The 14,488-nt window shown below is 70.4% G+C and carries 19 protein-coding genes; 10 read left to right on the top strand and 9 right to left on the bottom strand.

Translation table 11 applies throughout. From position 1 onward, the window contains the following. Position 1 precedes the first annotated feature (1 nt). Positions 2-736, top strand: coding sequence for an ABC transporter permease (locus VSH64_RS37225; RefSeq protein ID WP_326567439.1), 735 nt, complete (start codon positions 2-4; stop codon positions 734-736). A gap of 94 nt (positions 737-830) precedes the next feature. Beyond that, a complete protein-coding gene (locus VSH64_RS37220; RefSeq protein ID WP_326567438.1) occupies positions 831-1,223 on the top strand; it encodes an SCO5389 family protein in 393 nt (130 codons plus the stop codon). On the opposite strand, the gene VSH64_RS37215 is transcribed toward VSH64_RS37220, so the two are convergent. The 3 genes from VSH64_RS37215 to VSH64_RS37205 form a co-directional block, all read right to left on the bottom strand. Further along, entirely contained in the window at positions 1,220-2,155 is a 936-nt protein-coding gene (locus VSH64_RS37215) for an LLM class flavin-dependent oxidoreductase (RefSeq protein ID WP_326567437.1), read from the bottom strand. The genes VSH64_RS37220 and VSH64_RS37215 overlap by 4 nt on opposite strands. Before the next feature lie 62 nt (positions 2,156-2,217). Further along, positions 2,218-2,376 (bottom strand): hypothetical protein, encoded by a 159-nt coding sequence (locus VSH64_RS37210; RefSeq protein ID WP_326567436.1) that lies wholly within the window; start codon positions 2,374-2,376, stop codon positions 2,218-2,220. Then, on the bottom strand, positions 2,376-3,452 hold the full coding sequence (locus VSH64_RS37205) for a class E sortase (RefSeq protein WP_407655704.1): 1,077 nt from the start codon (positions 3,450-3,452) through the stop codon (positions 2,376-2,378). Before VSH64_RS37205 ends, VSH64_RS37210 begins: the two co-directional genes overlap by 1 nt. A gap of 523 nt (positions 3,453-3,975) precedes the next feature. On the opposite strand from VSH64_RS37205, the gene crgA reads away from it, so the two are divergent. From crgA to VSH64_RS37190, 3 genes are all read left to right on the top strand, one after another. Continuing rightward, positions 3,976-4,242, top strand: coding sequence for a cell division protein CrgA (gene crgA, locus VSH64_RS37200; RefSeq protein WP_326567433.1), 267 nt, complete (start codon positions 3,976-3,978; stop codon positions 4,240-4,242). A 112-nt stretch (positions 4,243-4,354) separates the two neighbouring features. Further along, on the top strand, positions 4,355-4,732 hold the full coding sequence (locus tag VSH64_RS37195; RefSeq protein ID WP_326567432.1) for a PH domain-containing protein: 378 nt from the start codon (positions 4,355-4,357) through the stop codon (positions 4,730-4,732). A gap of 152 nt (positions 4,733-4,884) precedes the next feature. After that, entirely contained in the window at positions 4,885-5,010 is a 126-nt protein-coding gene (locus VSH64_RS37190; protein WP_326567430.1) for a hypothetical protein, read from the top strand. 272 nt (positions 5,011-5,282) lie between these two features. Here VSH64_RS37190 and VSH64_RS37185 read toward each other — a convergent pair whose 3' ends face one another. Both VSH64_RS37185 and VSH64_RS37180 read right to left on the bottom strand, forming a co-directional pair. Beyond that, positions 5,283-5,972: a rhomboid family intramembrane serine protease gene (locus tag VSH64_RS37185; RefSeq protein WP_326567429.1), complete on the bottom strand. Its 690-nt coding sequence runs from the start codon at positions 5,970-5,972 to the stop codon at positions 5,283-5,285. Between the two features lie 257 nt (positions 5,973-6,229). After that, entirely contained in the window at positions 6,230-6,754 is a 525-nt protein-coding gene (locus VSH64_RS37180) for a peptidylprolyl isomerase (RefSeq protein ID WP_326567428.1), read from the bottom strand. A 206-nt stretch (positions 6,755-6,960) separates the two neighbouring features. Here VSH64_RS37180 and VSH64_RS37175 point away from each other — a divergent pair, with 206 nt between their 5' ends. Next, positions 6,961-7,581, top strand: coding sequence for a hypothetical protein (locus VSH64_RS37175; RefSeq protein ID WP_326567427.1), 621 nt, complete (start codon positions 6,961-6,963; stop codon positions 7,579-7,581). 64 nt (positions 7,582-7,645) lie between these two features. On the opposite strand, the gene VSH64_RS37170 is transcribed toward VSH64_RS37175, so the two are convergent. Together VSH64_RS37170 and VSH64_RS37165 are read right to left on the bottom strand one after the other, a co-directional pair. Next, a complete protein-coding gene (locus tag VSH64_RS37170) occupies positions 7,646-8,098 on the bottom strand; it encodes a DUF6918 family protein (protein WP_326567426.1) in 453 nt (150 codons plus the stop codon). A gap of 139 nt (positions 8,099-8,237) precedes the next feature. Next, the gene (locus tag VSH64_RS37165) at positions 8,238-8,777 is read right to left on the bottom strand and encodes a DUF2020 domain-containing protein (protein ID WP_326567425.1); all 540 of its coding nucleotides are present in this window, start codon (positions 8,775-8,777) and stop codon (positions 8,238-8,240) included. A 159-nt stretch (positions 8,778-8,936) separates the two neighbouring features. On the opposite strand from VSH64_RS37165, the gene VSH64_RS37160 reads away from it, so the two are divergent. Next, positions 8,937-9,347: a DoxX family protein gene (locus VSH64_RS37160; RefSeq protein ID WP_326567424.1), complete on the top strand. Its 411-nt coding sequence runs from the start codon at positions 8,937-8,939 to the stop codon at positions 9,345-9,347. A gap of 763 nt (positions 9,348-10,110) precedes the next feature. Then, entirely contained in the window at positions 10,111-10,749 is a 639-nt protein-coding gene (locus tag VSH64_RS37155; protein WP_326838130.1) for a pyridoxine/pyridoxamine 5'-phosphate oxidase, read from the top strand. 480 nt (positions 10,750-11,229) lie between these two features. Here VSH64_RS37155 and VSH64_RS37150 read toward each other — a convergent pair whose 3' ends face one another. Further along, positions 11,230-12,048 (bottom strand): phosphotransferase, encoded by an 819-nt coding sequence (locus VSH64_RS37150; RefSeq protein ID WP_326567423.1) that lies wholly within the window; start codon positions 12,046-12,048, stop codon positions 11,230-11,232. Positions 12,049-12,114: 66 nt separating this feature from the next. Here VSH64_RS37150 and VSH64_RS37145 point away from each other — a divergent pair, with 66 nt between their 5' ends. Further along, the gene (locus VSH64_RS37145; protein WP_326567422.1) at positions 12,115-12,993 is read left to right on the top strand and encodes a hypothetical protein; all 879 of its coding nucleotides are present in this window, start codon (positions 12,115-12,117) and stop codon (positions 12,991-12,993) included. A 9-nt stretch (positions 12,994-13,002) separates the two neighbouring features. Further along, on the top strand, positions 13,003-13,845 hold the full coding sequence (locus VSH64_RS37140; RefSeq protein ID WP_326567421.1) for a PHP domain-containing protein: 843 nt from the start codon (positions 13,003-13,005) through the stop codon (positions 13,843-13,845). Here the strand turns inward: VSH64_RS37140 and VSH64_RS37135 are convergent. Beyond that, positions 13,836-14,468, bottom strand: a complete 633-nt coding sequence (locus VSH64_RS37135) for a TetR family transcriptional regulator (protein ID WP_326567420.1) — start codon at positions 14,466-14,468, stop codon at positions 13,836-13,838. The genes VSH64_RS37140 and VSH64_RS37135 overlap by 10 nt on opposite strands. Positions 14,469-14,488: the final 20 nt, after the last annotated feature.

Below are 14,488 nucleotides of genomic sequence, written 5' to 3'. Positions count from 1 at the left end.
CGTGCACACGTTCACCAAACTGCTGGCCACCGAAGCGAAACTCTTCCTGCGCACGCCGATGTGGGCGCTGTTCGGCCTGGTCCTGCCCACGGCGCTGCTCGTCGGCATCGGCTCGATCCCGGGCATGCGCGAGCCGAGCGAGGTGACCGGCGGGCACCGCTTCATCGACCTGTGGGTGCCCTCGCTCGTGGTGGTCGCGCTCGCGACGCTCGGCCTGCAGTCGATCCCCGCGGCCGTGGCGACCTACCGCGAGCAGGGCGTGCTGCGCCGGCTCGCGACCACGCCCGTACCGCCGGCGTACCTGCTGCTGGCGCAGCTGGTGCTCCACGCCGTGGTGGCGCTCGTCGGGGTCGCGCTGATGCTGGTGACCGCACGCGTCGGGTTCGCCGTGCCGCTGCCGCTCCATCCGGCGGCGTATGTGGTGACGCTGCTGCTCGGTCTGGTGTCGGTGTTCGCGCTCGGGCTCGTCGCGGCTTCGGTCGCGCGCACCGCGAAGGCCGCGGGGGCGCTGGCGATGATCGCGTTCTTCCCGATCATGTTCCTCGGCGGCGTGTACCTGCCTCGGCCGCTGCTGCCGGAGGTGATCCAGCGGATCGGCGCCTACGTACCGCCGGGCACGCAGCCGCTGCAGGACGCGTGGGTGGGCGCGGGCGTTCAGCCGCTGCAGTTCGTCGCTCTGGCCGCGTTCGCGTTGGGCGGGACGGCGCTGGCCGTGCGGCTGTTCCGGTGGGAGTGATCCACCGAAGTGGTGATGAATACCGTTTTCTCTTGTGGCCCCCTCCGGCAGGCGAGTAGCCAAGGAGGGGGAACCACTCACCATGGAGGTTGTCTTGTCTTTGGACGTATCGCCCGCGCTGCTGGAAAAGGCCGAGCGCGGGGAGGTCTCCGACGCCGAGTTCGTGGCCTGCGTGCGGGAGTCGCTGCCGTACGCGTGGGAAGTGATCACGGGCGTGATCGCCGAGGCCGACGGCACGCCGGAAGGCTTCGCCGACAACGAGACGCCGCCGCCGAGCGAGGCCGCCCGCGGGCAGCTGCTGCGCGCGCTGGCCTCCGACGCCATCCGCGGCGGGCTCGAACGCCACTTCGGCGTGAAGCTCGCTTTCCAGAACTGCCACCGGGTCGCGGTGTTCCGCACGTCCGAACTGGACGGTGACCGCTACCGGGCGTTCGTGTCGGTGCGCGGGCAGCTGCTCAACCAGAGCCCGGAGCTGCGCGACTGCTAGTTCCGCGCGGTTGAAACTCTCAGCGCGGGCAGCACTTCGGCGCCGATCCGCGTGATGTTCTCGATCGTGCCCTCCGGCGTACCGGACGCTTCCACGAACATGATCACGTGGGCGGCGCCGGTGCGCCGGAGGCTCGTTTCCAGCGTGGCCACGGCGTGGCCGGCGTCGCCGACGGGGTGGATTTCGCACAGGTGCTCGGTGTACTCGTGCGGATCGCGCGAAGGACCGGGCCGGCCGTCCACGGTCACGTGGGCGCCGAGGCCGTCGGAAAGCCAGCCGGGCAACGACTTGCGCACCGCGGCCACCGCTTGCTCCCGGCTGTCGCCGAGCTGGCACAGCACCGTGGACACGTGCTCGCCCCGCCCGCCGTACGCCGCGACGGTGGCGGCCTTCTCGTCGTCGCCGGCGTGCAGGCCCAGCAGCATCGGCAAACCGCGGTCCGCGGCCAGGCGCACGGCGTCGGACTTCGGCCCGCCGGCCGCCACGACCACCTGCGGTCGCCGCCGCGGCACCGGCACCAGCGGCACCTCGCGGAACGCGAAGTGCTCACCCTTCGCCGCCACCTTGCCCGAAGCGGCGCCGAGCAGCACGTCCAGCGATTCCTCGAAGCCACGCTCGTAGCGGTCGAGCCCGGTGCCGAGCACCTCCAGGTCCTGCCACGGCCCGCCGCGCCCCACACCGAGCCGCAGCCGGCCGCCTGACACCGCGTCGAGCATCGACCACTGCTCGGCCAGCGCCACCGGATGCGTCGTGGACAGCACGCTCACCGCCGTGCCGACGGCGATGCGCGAGGTGCGCCCGAGCACGTGCGCGGCGAGCGTGATCGCCGACGGGCACACGCCGTAGGGCAGGAAGTGGTGCTCGGCGAGCCACACGTCGTCGAACCCCGCCGCCTCGGCGGCCTCGGCCGCGCGCACGGTCCTGAGCAGCACTTCGGCGTCTTCCTGGCCCGGAAACCGCCCGGAGACGAGGAAGACGCCGAAGCGGGTGTGCCTCAGTTGTCCACCGACACTTCGTTGAACGGCAGCAGCGGGTCGAGCCACGGGAACACCACGAACATCAGCAGCGCGACGATGGCGAGCACCAGCACGATCGCGATCGTGAGCTTCGCCGCGAACGGGCCCGGCAGGCGCCGCCAGATCCAGGCGTACATCAGGAAGCACCGCCGATCTCGGTCAGCAGCTTCCCGTAGTCGGCCACCTGCGACTTCGGCACCTGCTGCGTGAGCACGGACGTGATGATCAGGCGCTGCTTCGCGGAGAACTGCGGGTGGCACGTGGTGAGCGTGAGCAGCGCCGCCTCCTGCGCCTTCGGCAGCGTGTCGGCCGGCTTGTACGGCACCGGGTTCACGGCGTCGCCCTGGCTCGGGAGCACGACCTTGCGGCCGAACGTCTGGTCGTACGCGCCGCCACCCGCGATGCTCGGGTTGCGCAGCGTCGACACGCCCTTGCACTCGGGCTGCGCGCCCTTGCCGCTGCTCCAGCCGGACATCTCGTCGTCGTAGGGCAGGACCTTGTAGATGTAGAAGTCGGTCTGCGTCTCGATCACGATCTGGTCACAGGAGCTGAGGTTGTCCAGGTCGTTGAACGGCGCGCCCTTGCCCACGCGGTGGCCGGCGACCCCGAAGTTGCCGGGCTCGCCGGGCAGCGCGGTGCCCTTGTAGTGGCCGGGGCCGATGGCGAGCGAATCCTCGCCGGTGCCCTCCTGGATCGTGAAGTTGAAGTCGGCGCCGAACGCCGGGATGTGGATGCGCGCGAACGCCTTGCCGTCGACCAGGCCGGGGTGCAGCGTGCGGTCCTTGGCCCAGTCGCCCTGCAGCTGGTCGCTCGCGGCCGACTGCTTCTCGGCCGAGAACAGGTCGGTCACGTAGACCTCGTAGACCATGAACAGCAGCACGACCAGGCCGAGGGTGATGAGCACCTCGCCGGCCGTGCGGATCGCGACCCCGCCCTTGCCCAGCGGCGCGGGCTCGGGCTTCTCCTTCACCGCGGTCGCGTTACCGCCGGCCTCGACGGCGGCGAAGATCTCGGTCGGCTGGTCGGCCACGACGGGCCGCGACCGGCGCGGGTCACGCGGCGGCTGCGTCGGCCGTCCGGTACCCCGAGGCGGGGTTCCCGGGTTCTGCGGCGGCACGTTCATCCGCGCAGTGCCGCGCGGCGGCGTTCCCGGGGGCGGGCTCACGCGTTCCGTACCGCGCGGCGGCGTTCCGGAGGGCCGCGGCGAGTTCATGCGCTCCGTGCGCGAGCCGTCCCCTCGAGCACCGTCCGCCGAGGGCGGCGTCGCGCGTCCGGACTCGGCGCCGTACTGCTGAGTGGGACGCGGCTGCCTGGTCTGATCGGGTGATCTGCGCTGGTCGGCCTGCCGGCCGGCCGGGTCACCGGCGACGCGCCGCGGCGGCTGGGCCGCTCTGCGGGTGGGGTCCCCCGGCGGCTGCCTGCGTGGTCTCGCGGCGCCTTCGGCACCGGGTGGCGGTTGGCGTCGCCGCTGGCCGTCGGGGCCTTGTGCGGGGCGGCGGCGGTCGTCTTCACCCGGCCAATCCTGCGTCGTCACGCAAGCTCCTCTCACACCGCCGGTGGAACTGCCGGTGGCGCTATTGTCACAGTCCGGAAATCCGACCGCTCCCGCCCGGTGCTCTGGAGCCGTCGTTTACGTTAACGTGTTCACGTGGCGCTGGTTGCGCAACCCGAGAAGCGGGATGCCCGCGAACAGGCACCGTCACCAGGCAGAGCCAGAACAGCACGCGAGGAACACGATGCCGAAGTCCAAGGTCCGCAAGAAGACCGCGTACACCCCGCCCGTTGATCGCCGGACGCCGGTGAAGGTCAAGGCCGCGGGCCCGTCGAACCTGTTCTACAAGATCGTCATGTTCGGCCTCATGCTCATCGGGCTGCTGTGGCTCATCGTGAACTACATCGCCGGCGACAAGATTTCGTTCCTGACCAGTCTCGGGAACTGGAACTTCGGCATCGGTTTCGCGGCGATGATCGTCGGCCTGCTCATGACCATGCGCTGGCGCTGATCATTACTCCGGTTGGCGGCTTGACACCGAATTACACCGGTGTGACTCATCCCCAGTGTGGATAACCTCTGTGGATAACTACCCCACCTCGTGGGCACCGAGTTCGACCCTTGTGGTATTCACCTGGGTCGGGACCGCCCTGCTGCTCCTCGGCGCGGTGCTCGACGGCGTCTTCGGCGATGGCAAGGGCGCGCTGCTCTTGGGCGTCGTCACCGTGGCCACCGGGGCGTTCGCCACGCACTGGTCGGTGGTGCGCCCACGCTTGTCCGCGGACGCCGAGGGCCTGGTCGCGCGCACCCTCCGCGGCACGCACCGCCTGCCGTGGGCCGAAACCACCACTCGCGTGCGCACCACACGCCGGCTGGGCCGCGACGGGGTCACGCTCGAACTGGAACACGAAGACGAGCTCTACATCTTCGGCCGCGTCGACCTCGGTGAAGACCCGCGGGACGTCCTCGACGTGCTCACGGCCCTGCGCAGCGCTCTCTAGCCGGCGACCGGCGCGGCGGCCAGCAGGATCGCCGCGGCCGGATTCGCTCGGCGAGCGGCGTCCGGCAAGCGTTCGCGCAGCGCCGTCACGACCGCGCCGTCCATCAGCAGGTCCACCGCCTGAGCAGCGACTTCCGGCGTGGGTTGGCCGGCGTGACCGACGTGGAGCTGATGGAGATCGTGGCGCACACCGCGCTCAACGTGCTCTCCAACTGCGCCAACCACCTCGCCCGCCCGGGCCTCGACCTCCCGGCCGTGGAGCTCGAGCCGCGCGACTAGACGTCCGGGCCGTGGCAGCGCGACGACGAGGTGGAGCTCGTCGACGGTTACGTGCTGGCCGACGCCGATGGCACCGAAACCCGCGCGGTGCGCGACGTCGAGATCTCCTACAGCGGCGGGTTCGTGCACATACGACACCTCGGGACGGACCGCGTGCAGACGATGTCGGCGCCGGGTGTCCGCCGGATCCGCCAGGGTCTGCCGGGTAGGCAGGTGCGAAGGAGCTCGGCGACGGACGGCCGCGGGTCAGGCAGGCTAGTTCAAGGGTCGGTTCAGGCCAGCGCCGACAACGCGGCAGCGCGGTAGAGCACCAGGCCCACCAGCGCCACCACGATGATCCCGATGCCGATCGCCTGCCAGCGCGCCCGGTTGCGCTCCGGGGCGTAGAGCAGCGCGACGGCGACCAGCGCGCCGGTGATGAGCCCACCGACGTGGGCGAGGATCGAGATGCCGGGGATCGCGAAGGTGATGTACCCGTTGATCGCCAGCGTGATCAGCAGGCCCGACGGGTTGAGCTTGAGCTTCACGACGATGACCGCGTAGCAGCCCAGGAGCCCGAACAGGGCGCCCGAGGCGCCGCCGGAAATCTGGAGCGGGTTGTCGAAGAGCAGCACGGCGACCGAAGCGCCGAACAGCGCGACGAAGTACAGCGCCAGATAGCGGATTTTGCCGAAGGCCTGCTCCAACGCCCGGCCGATCATCCACAGCGAGAACATGTTCGCGGCGATGTGGAAGATCCCGAAGTGCACGAAGCCCGAGGTGAAGATGCGCCACCACTCGCCCTGAACGAGGGCTGCGGCGGGCTGCATGACGCCGTCGAAGTTGAGCGGTGAGGTGCTGTTGTCGAGACTCTTCGCCTGCACCGCGGTGATCAGGTAGATCAGCACGTTGATGGCGAGCAGGGTCGAGGTGACCACGATGGACTTCGTCGGCCGGGCGCCCGCGATGGTGCGCGGACCCATGCCGGAGCTCTGGTACTCGCGGTGTTGCTGCCGCTGCTGTTGCGAACCCGTGTGCACGCAGTCGGTGCACTGGAAACCGACGGGGGCTTCACGCAGGCAATCCGGGCACGCCGGACGCCCGCACCGCGCACAGCTCAGGCCGGTCGGGCGGTTCGGGTGCCACCAGCAACCCGGAAGCGCGGCCGGCGGGTACGCGGGGGGATTCGGCGGTTGGTTCACGATGCTTCCAACCTACCGAAATCCCCCCGGGGGCGGCCCTACGCCTCGATGGTGATCTTCTCGATCACGATGTCGGCCAGCGGCTTGTCCGCCGGGCCGGTCGCGGCGCGCGCGATGGCGTCGACGACGTTGCGGGAGTCCTGGTCCGCGACCTCGCCGAAGATTGTGTGGCGGAAGTTCAGGTGGGTGGTCGGCGCGACGGTGATGAAGAACTGCGAGCCGTTGGTGCCGGGCCCGGCGTTCGCCATCGCCAGCAGGTAGGGCTTGTTGAACTGCAATTCCGGGTGGAACTCGTCGCCGAACTTGTAGCCGGGGCCGCCACGGCCGGTGCCGGTCGGGTCGCCACCCTGGATCATGAAACCGTCGATGATCCGGTGGAAGATCGAGCCGTCGTAGAACGGGCCGGAGTTCGTGCCCTGCGCGTTCGGCTGCGTGTACTCCTTGGAGCCGTCGGCGAGCCCCACGAAGTTCGCGACCGTCTTCGGCGCGTGGTCAGGGAGCAGGTTCACGTGGATGTCACCCTGATTGGTGTGCAGGGTGGCCTTGCGGGCGCTTTCAGTCACGCCGCCATCGTGCCATCCCTTCGCACATTTGGGGGGTTCAGGGGGCTCGCCACGGGGCAACCGGGAGGCAAGACCCCAGGAAAATGGGCATTTCCCGAGGTTTCACCGCTTCCCGATGGGGGAAGACACAGCGTTACGCCGCGAAAAAGGGCACGATAGGTTACGGGCAACAGAGCGATATCAAAACGATTGATGAGGTGAAGGCCATGACCCGGGCCGCAGATTCGGTGAGCGAGTCGGTGAAGTCCGGCACGGTCGGCCTGCGCAAGCGAGCCGCCGACGCGGGCAAGGCGGGCGCCGAGGCCGCCGCGAAGGCCGCCGAAGCCGGTGCCGAAGAATTCGCGAAGCAGAGCCGCCGGGCACGCAAGAAGCTCGCGAAGAAGACCGAGCTCACGCGCAAGGAGCTCAAGAAGAGCTCGGCCGCGGCTCGCAAGGAGGCTCTCGCCCGCATCGCCGAGCTGAAGAAGCCCGGTCGCAAGGCGAAGAAGGCCGCGATCAAGGCCGCGAAGTCCGCCGGTGAGTCGAAGCGCCGGGGCAAGAAGGACTTCAAGGCCGCGAAGAAGGACTTCCGCTCCGCGCTCGTCGAGGCGAAGTCGGCGGCCAAGGGCACGCGCAAGCGTCGCCGCTGGCCGTGGCTGCTCGGCCTGGGTGCCGTCGCCGTCGGCACCGCCGTGGTGCTGAAGTCGCGCCAGCAGGAGCCGCCGGTCGCGCCGGCGCCGCCGAAGGCCACCCCGCCGGCTCCGCCGGCGAAGCCCGCTGCGGAGACCAAGCCGTCTCCGGCGAGCAACGGTAAGGCGCCGAGCACGCCTGCCGAGAAGAAGAACTGAACCATTGAGAAGAGGGCCCCGGGAGTGTGTCCCGGGGCCCTCTTCTTGGTGTCACTCAGGCAGATCAGGCCATCGCGGCGTGCTTGTCGATGAGCTGGCCGAGGCGGGGAAGGGCCTCCTCGACGTTCTTCTTGCCGCCCGGACGCAGCTTCGAGTAGACCTTCTTGATGCTGTCGCGGCTGCTGCGGTCGGCGCGCGAGTCGGTGACGCTCAGCAGAGCGTCGGAGGCCGCGTCGGAGCGGCTCGTGAGGTAGGCGCCGAAGTCGTTGCCGCCCTGGGCCTTGAAGTCACCGTAGAACGGCTCGAGCGCCACGGCGAAGTCGTCCAGCAGGGTGTCGACCGCCGAGGGGATGATGCCCGGCTTGATCTTCTTGACGGCGGCGAAGCCGGTCTTCACGACCGCGCCCGAGACCCCGCCCTTGTCGGAGACCTCGGCGTCCACGAGGCCCTCGAGGTCGGTCACGACCGACGGGCGACGGCTGGAGTCGAGCAGGATTTCCTTGAGGGTGTCAGCCACGAATCTTGTCCTTGTCGTCGAGATGGCGAAGTGCTGGTGGTGCCGCACGGGCACCCGCCCGCGCGAGTGCTCCTGGCCGCGCGCGTGCGGCACAGGGTAATACAAGATCAACTTCACTCACCCGTGTGGAGGCCACTACTCAGAGCTTCAGGGCCGCGATAGCCTTCTTGGCCACTGTGCGTGCTTTGATGCTCTGCTGTTGGTTACTCGTCACGATGACGGCGTCTCCCCCCTTCGAGACCGCGTACACCACTCCGTCACCGGCCGGCTGGTAGCCGCCCTTCCACCCCGCCGGGTCGCTCGCCGGGTTGGACGAGTCCACGGGCGCGGCCCGGTTCACGAGTTTCGTCGCGATGTCCTTGGTCCCCACGTACACCTGCACGGTCACCTGCAGGCCGCCGTCGGGGCGGTAGAAGAAGCACGCCGGGTGCGGTTCGTCGGCGGACACGCGTACGGTCGTCACGTGCTGGCCGTTCGCGTCCTGCACCGTCTCGGCCGAGAGGTACGGACATTTCGCCTCCCGGGCCGGCTCCGGATCGGGCGGCAGGCCTGGCTCAGCCGCGTGTTTGGTCGTCGAGGAAGTCGGCGGCGCGGGCTCCGGGGTGCCCGCGATGGGGGTCGACACACTGCAGCCGGCGAGCAACGCCAGGGCAGGCGCGAGAGCGAGGATTCGTCGCATAGCGCGCACAGTCAATCATGTCCAGTCACACGAGAGTGAAGAGCGAACGGTTCAAGTACCACCGAGTAAGCGACCTTTCACTCAATGTGGTTATCGTTGAGGGTTGGCTTACCTACCCTGACAGTCACGTATTTTCCGACTGCCAGGGAGACGACAGCCGTGAAACTCTTCGACAGAGGCCGTGACCACGTCCTCGCGCTCTTCCGCATAGTGCTCGGTTTCCTCTTCTTCTGCCACGGCGCCTCCACGGTGTTCGGCCTCTGGGGGCACCCGGCCGCCGCCGTCGGCTCGTGGCCCGGCTGGTGGGCCGCCCTGATCCAGCTCGTCGGCGGCGCCGCCGTCACGCTCGGCCTCGCCACCCGCCCCGCCGCCGTGATCTGCTCCGGCTCCATGGCCTTCGCCTACTTCACCGTGCACTTCGGCAAAGCCGTGTTGCCCATCGAAAACGGCGGCGAGCAGGCCGCCATCTTCGCCTGGGCCTTCCTCCTCCTCGCCTTCACCGGCGGCGGCCACTGGTCCCTGCCCGACCTGTTCCGCCGCACCCGCCCCGTCCCGGCAGCTGCCGGCTGATTTTTTGTGAGCTTTGCCCTTTTTTCGACCGCCCGGCGTGCAACGATGGACGCCGGGCGGTCTTTGGGGGTCACGCATGCTCACACCGGATCAGTACCTGCACGTCGTCACCGAACGCCTCCGCCAACGCGGCGGCCGGCTCGGAACCGTCCGATTGGGACCGGTGACCGCGACGGTCGGCTTCTTCAGCGAATCGTTCCTGCTCACCAAGATGAACTACTGCGTCGTCGCGGCCGCCTACCCGGAGATCGACGCCCGGACCCTCTCGGAGTTCGCCACCCTGGCCGAAGAACACGACCGCGCCAACGCCTCGGGCGCCGTCGGCTTCACCGCCGCCTCGATCGTCCTGGCGGGCCTCGTCGGCCACGTCCACCCGGACGCCGCCGCGGCCGCCGCGGCGAAAACCCCGGTCCGCCTGGGGCGGGAGACTCGGCTGGTCGCCGTCGACCCGAGCGTCGGCGCGCGGCACACGTGGTTGAGCGGGAAGTTCTCGGATGTGGTTTTGCAGGGGTCGATGAACAAGAAGGTGGTGTACTGCTTTCCTTCGCCGGATGAGGCGTTTGAGCAGTTGCGCCAGGTTCCGCCTTCTTACGGCGGATTGACCAACGGTCCCGGGCTCGTCGGTCCAGGCCCCGGCGGCTTCCCCGGCCAACAAATCCCACCCGACTCCCGCCCGCCGACAGCCCCACCTCCGGCCGCCGGCCCACCCGGTCCCCGACCGCCGCACTACCCGCCACCGGGCCATCCCCGTACGGTCGGTGACATGGTTTCCCTGCGCGGCTGGCCGTCGTTCCCCGAGCACCTTCCGACCTTCGACCCGGACACCGCCCCGGAAACCCCGGAAGACCTGTTCCTGGCCTGGCTCACCGAAGCCGGCGAACACGTCCTCGCGCCCCACGCCGTCACCCTGTCCACAGTGGACGAGCAAGGCTTCCCGGACGCCCGCGTGGTGATCCTCAAGGACGTCGGCCCCGCCGGCTGGGCCATCGCCACCAGTTCGGAAAGCCCCAAGGGCCACCACCTCACCGCGCACCCCCACGCGGCCCTCACCTTCTTCTGGCCCGGCCGCGGCCGCCAGGTCCGCGCCCGCGGCACCTTCGCCCCGGCCCCGCCGGCCGTCTCGAAGGCCGACTTCCTCGACCGCCCCACGGCCTCCCGCATCGAAGCCTTCATCGGCCACCAATCCGAGCCCCTCCCGGACCCGGCCAAACTCACCGAAGCCGCCGACGCCGCCGCCCTCTGGGTCGCCGCCAACCCCGACACCGCCCCCGAAACCTGGACGCGCTACCTCCTCACCCCCACGACGGTCGAGTTCTGGCAGGCCTCCCACGACCGCCGCCACCTCCGCCTCCGCTACCTCCGCGAAGGCGCGACTTGGACCCGCGAACGCCTCTGGCCCTGACTCACCTGTGCCAACCGCTCCGTCTCGGCCACCGCCGCCCGAGCCCTTCTGCCGGCCGGCCCCGCTTCGCCGATGACCACGAAGCTCCGCTGCCGCGCACCCACCGGCCCCGCGCGGTCGGCTGGCCGCGCCCACCCACACCGCCGGCGCGAGCCAGCCCCACAGCCCCCGCCGACACAGCCCCCGCCGACACAGCCCCCGCCGACACAGCCCCCGCCGACACAGCCCCCGCCGACACAGCCCCCGCCGACACAGCCCCCGCCCTCCTCAGGGGGGCGTCCCCAGTCCCATTTTACCCAGGTGGGGGGCCAAAAATCGGGGTCGGAGGAATCTGTGGACAACTGCGGTGACGAGGAGTCGGATGTGGACAACTCGGCCGAGTCGGTGGCCTCCGCGATCGAAACCTGCTAGACGCGAGCGAACCGGCAGCCGGAGCTGAGAGGGGCCACCAAGCACGGAACCGACCGTGCGGACGGGGACTCACCGCGCCAAACGCTCCAACACCGCCCGCCCCGCCGGGGCCCACGTCGGCTTGCCGCCGGGTGGGCCGGCTTCGCCGATGGCCACCATGCGCAGTGCTGTCAGCAGGGCCCAGCCGCGGGCGCGGCGGATCGTGGCGGCGTCTGTGGAGTAGGCGGCGAAGAAAGGCGCTGCGGCCGGGAGGAGGAGCCAGGCGGCGGCGAGGTCGGTGGCGGGGTCGCCGGCGCAGAGTTCGCCGAAGTCGATCACGCCGGTGAGGGTGCCGTCGGTGGTGAGGACGTTGGCGGGGTGCAGGTCGCCGTGGAGCCAGACCGGTGGGCCGGCCCAGGCGGGAGCGGCGACGGCGTCGGCCCAGATCGCGCGGAGGGCGGGGGTGGGTGGCGCCGGTGCGAAACCGGCTAGAGCGATGCCGCGGTCGGGGTTGGTCGGGGCGTCGGCGGGGGCCGGGCGGTGCAGCGCGGTGAGGAAAGCGGCCAACGGGCCGGCCGAGGAGATGCGAGTGATGGGCGAGCGGTCCGCCGGCGACCCCGGCACCCACGTCACCACCGTCCAGTGCTTCGAAAACCGCGCCGACGGCAGGCCGAGCCGCACCGGCGTCGGAACCGGCAGCGGGAGAGCGGCACCCAGCGAAGGCAGCCAACGATGTTCCTTCACCAGCAGGTCCGACGCCCGATCCGTCGCAAACGGCAGCCGCACCGCGAGATCCGCGCCGAGCCGCCAGAGTTGGTTGTCCCAGCCCGTAGCCGCGAGGTGGAGCGGGAGTGAAGCGAGGTCGGGATGCTGGTCACGCAGTAGAGCGCGGATCAGGTCTTCGGTCATGAGCGAGCCCCCCGGGTGTCCGAACTGTTCAAGACGCGCGCGGCGCCGGCGTGCGACGGTGATCGTATGACTGTGAACCTCGACGCCGCCGCGTCGTTCCTGGGCACGCACGGGCGGGTGCTCGACCGCCGCCGGTTCGAGTTGTTGTTCGGGAAGGGGGACGTGGAGGCGGTGCTTTCGGCCGTGTCGGCGTATCGGAATCCCGACGGCGGCTACGGCTGGGGCCTCGAGCCCGACCTGCGCGCGCCGGAGAGTCAGCCGGGTGGGGCGTTGCACGCGTTCGAGGTGTTCGAGGACATCGCGCCGGCGCGGACGCCGTTGGCGCTCGAGCTGTGTGACTGGCTGGAGTCCGTGGCGCTGCCGGGTGGTGGGTTGCCGTTCGCGTTCCCCGTGGCGGACCGTACCGGCAGCGCTCCGTTTTGGACGGACGCCGATCCCACGAAGTTCTCGCTGCAGAGCACGGCTTTTGTCGCTTCGACGGCACTGCGCGTCGCGGCGCACGATCCGGCGGTGGCGGAACACCCGTGGCTCACCGCGGCGGTGTCGACCTGCCTCGACGCCATCGCCCGCGTCGAAACGCAGCCGCACGCGATCGAGCTGTCGTTCGCCATCCGGTTCCTCGACGCCGCGCACGCCACCCACCCGGAGGCCGACGGACTGCTCGACCACCTCGGCGAGTTCCTGCCCGCCACCGGCATCCTCTCCGTCGCCGGCGGCGGCGCGGACGAGGTCCTGCGGCCACTGGACTTCGCACCCCTGCCGGGCCCGGCGCGGAAGATCCTCGACCCCGCCGCCGTGGCCGCGGAGCTCGAACGGCTCGGATCGCAGCAGCGCGACGACGGCGGCTGGACGGTCGACTTCGCCAGCTTCTCCCCCGCGGCCTCGCTCGAATGGCGCGGCTACGCCACCGTTCGCGCGATTTCGGTGCTGCGCGCCAACTCGTAGCCTGGGGGCGTGCTGCCACCAGACAGCCACGTCCACACCGAGTGGTCGTGGGACACGGTCACGGGCTCGATGGTCCGCTCGTGCGAGCGCGCGCTCGAGCTCGGGCTGCCGTCGCTGGCGTTCACCGAGCACGCCGACCTCACGCCGTGGCTCATCCCGCCGCCGATCCGCCCGCACCTGCCTGACCACTTCCGCGTGCGGCTGCGTGCGGACGGCGTGCTGGAGCCGCCGGCGCTCGACGTCGAGGGGTACCTCGCGTGCGTGCAGGAGTGCCGCGAACGGTTCCCTGACCTGCGGATCTTCTCGGGCGTCGAGCTCAGTGAGCCGCATTGGCACCGGCCGCAGGCCGACGCGTTGCTGGCCGCGCACCGCTTCGAACGCGTGCTCGGGTCGGTGCATTCGCTGCCGGAAGACGGCGCTCACTACGAGCTGAGCGTGATCGCCGACCGGCCCGCCGACCAGCTGCTGCGCGCGTACCTCGGCGAGGTGCTCGGCCTGGTCGAGTCGACGGCCGACTTCGAGATCCTCGCCCACATCGACTACGCGCTGCGCACCTGGCCCTCGACAAAACCCTTTGTCGCCACGGACTTCGAAGAGGAGTTCCGCACGGTCCTGCGCGCCCTGGCCGGCAGCGGCCGCGCGCTCGAGCTCAACACGAAGGTGCCGCTACCGCGCGAAATCCTGCTCTGGTGGGCGGCCGAGGGCGGCCGCGTGCTCTCCTTCGGCAGCGACGCCCACGCCCCCGAGCTGGTCGGCCACGGCTTCACGTGCGCCGCCGAGCTGGCTGCGTCATGCGGTTTCCGGGCCGGCCGCACCCCGCACGACCTGTGGGTTCGCCGGGATCAGCGCTGATCGAGCGTGCCCAGCCCGTGCGTCAGCAGGTCGAAGGCCAGCTCGGCCGCCTCGACGGCGCCGGGGTACGCGTCGTCGGCGCGGACGCCGTTGGCCACGCGGTAGTGGTTCTCCATCGACAGCCGCCACTGCACCGACGCGATCTGCGCGGCGGCCAGTCGCGCCGCCAGTGGCGAGAGGACCGGTGACTCACCGAGCTCGGCCGCCACGGCCAGCTCGGCGCTTTCGCGGAACCGCAGCATGCTCAGCACCAGGCTCGGCGTGCTCAGGATCAGCCGGTAAAGCGCCAGGACCTCGGGAATGTCACACAGGCCCGTAACGGGATCGCGGCGGCGCAGGCCGTCGAGGAAGTGCTCGCGCAGCGCGGAAAGCGGCGTCTCGGGGTGGGCGCGGATCACGCGCGCGCTCTCGGTTTCGTGGTCGGCCACGCGGTGCAGCACGAGGTCTTCCTTCGCCGGGAAGTAGGCGAACAACGTGCGCCGCGACACCTCCGCGGCGTCGGCGACCTGCGAGATCGACACCTGGTCGAAGCCGTGCTCGAAGAACAGGTCGATGGCCGCGTTCGAGATCGCCTCGCGCGTGCGCTGCTTCTTCCGCTCCCGCAGGCCCGTCTGTTCGTCCACCGGCGAAGGCTACCGCTTTG

Source organism: Amycolatopsis rhabdoformis (assembly GCF_035918295.1).
Lineage (GTDB): Bacteria > Actinomycetota > Actinomycetes > Mycobacteriales > Pseudonocardiaceae > Amycolatopsis > Amycolatopsis rhabdoformis.
The sequence above is the reverse complement of the archived record's forward strand: the minus strand, read 5'-3'. Positions and strand labels throughout refer to the sequence as shown.

Excerpts from the sequence above, each read along its gene's own strand:
- VSH64_RS37205 (WP_407655704.1), bottom strand. The coding sequence starts at position 3,452 with ATGAACTCGCCGCGGCCCTCCGGAACGCCGCCGCGCGGTACGGAACGC.
- VSH64_RS37145 (WP_326567422.1), top strand. The coding sequence starts at position 12,115 with ATGACTGTGAACCTCGACGCCGCCGCGTCGTTCCTGGGCACGCACGGG.
- VSH64_RS37175 (WP_326567427.1), top strand. The coding sequence starts at position 6,961 with ATGACCCGGGCCGCAGATTCGGTGAGCGAGTCGGTGAAGTCCGGCACG.
- VSH64_RS37185 (WP_326567429.1), bottom strand. The coding sequence starts at position 5,972 with ATGGGTCCGCGCACCATCGCGGGCGCCCGGCCGACGAAGTCCATCGTG.
- VSH64_RS37165 (WP_326567425.1), bottom strand. The coding sequence starts at position 8,777 with ATGCGACGAATCCTCGCTCTCGCGCCTGCCCTGGCGTTGCTCGCCGGC.
- VSH64_RS37155 (WP_326838130.1), top strand. The coding sequence starts at position 10,111 with ATGGTTTCCCTGCGCGGCTGGCCGTCGTTCCCCGAGCACCTTCCGACC.
- crgA (WP_326567433.1), top strand. The coding sequence starts at position 3,976 with ATGCCGAAGTCCAAGGTCCGCAAGAAGACCGCGTACACCCCGCCCGTT.
- VSH64_RS37150 (WP_326567423.1), bottom strand. The coding sequence starts at position 12,048 with ATGACCGAAGACCTGATCCGCGCTCTACTGCGTGACCAGCATCCCGAC.
- VSH64_RS37210 (WP_326567436.1), bottom strand. The coding sequence starts at position 2,376 with ATGTACGCCTGGATCTGGCGGCGCCTGCCGGGCCCGTTCGCGGCGAAG.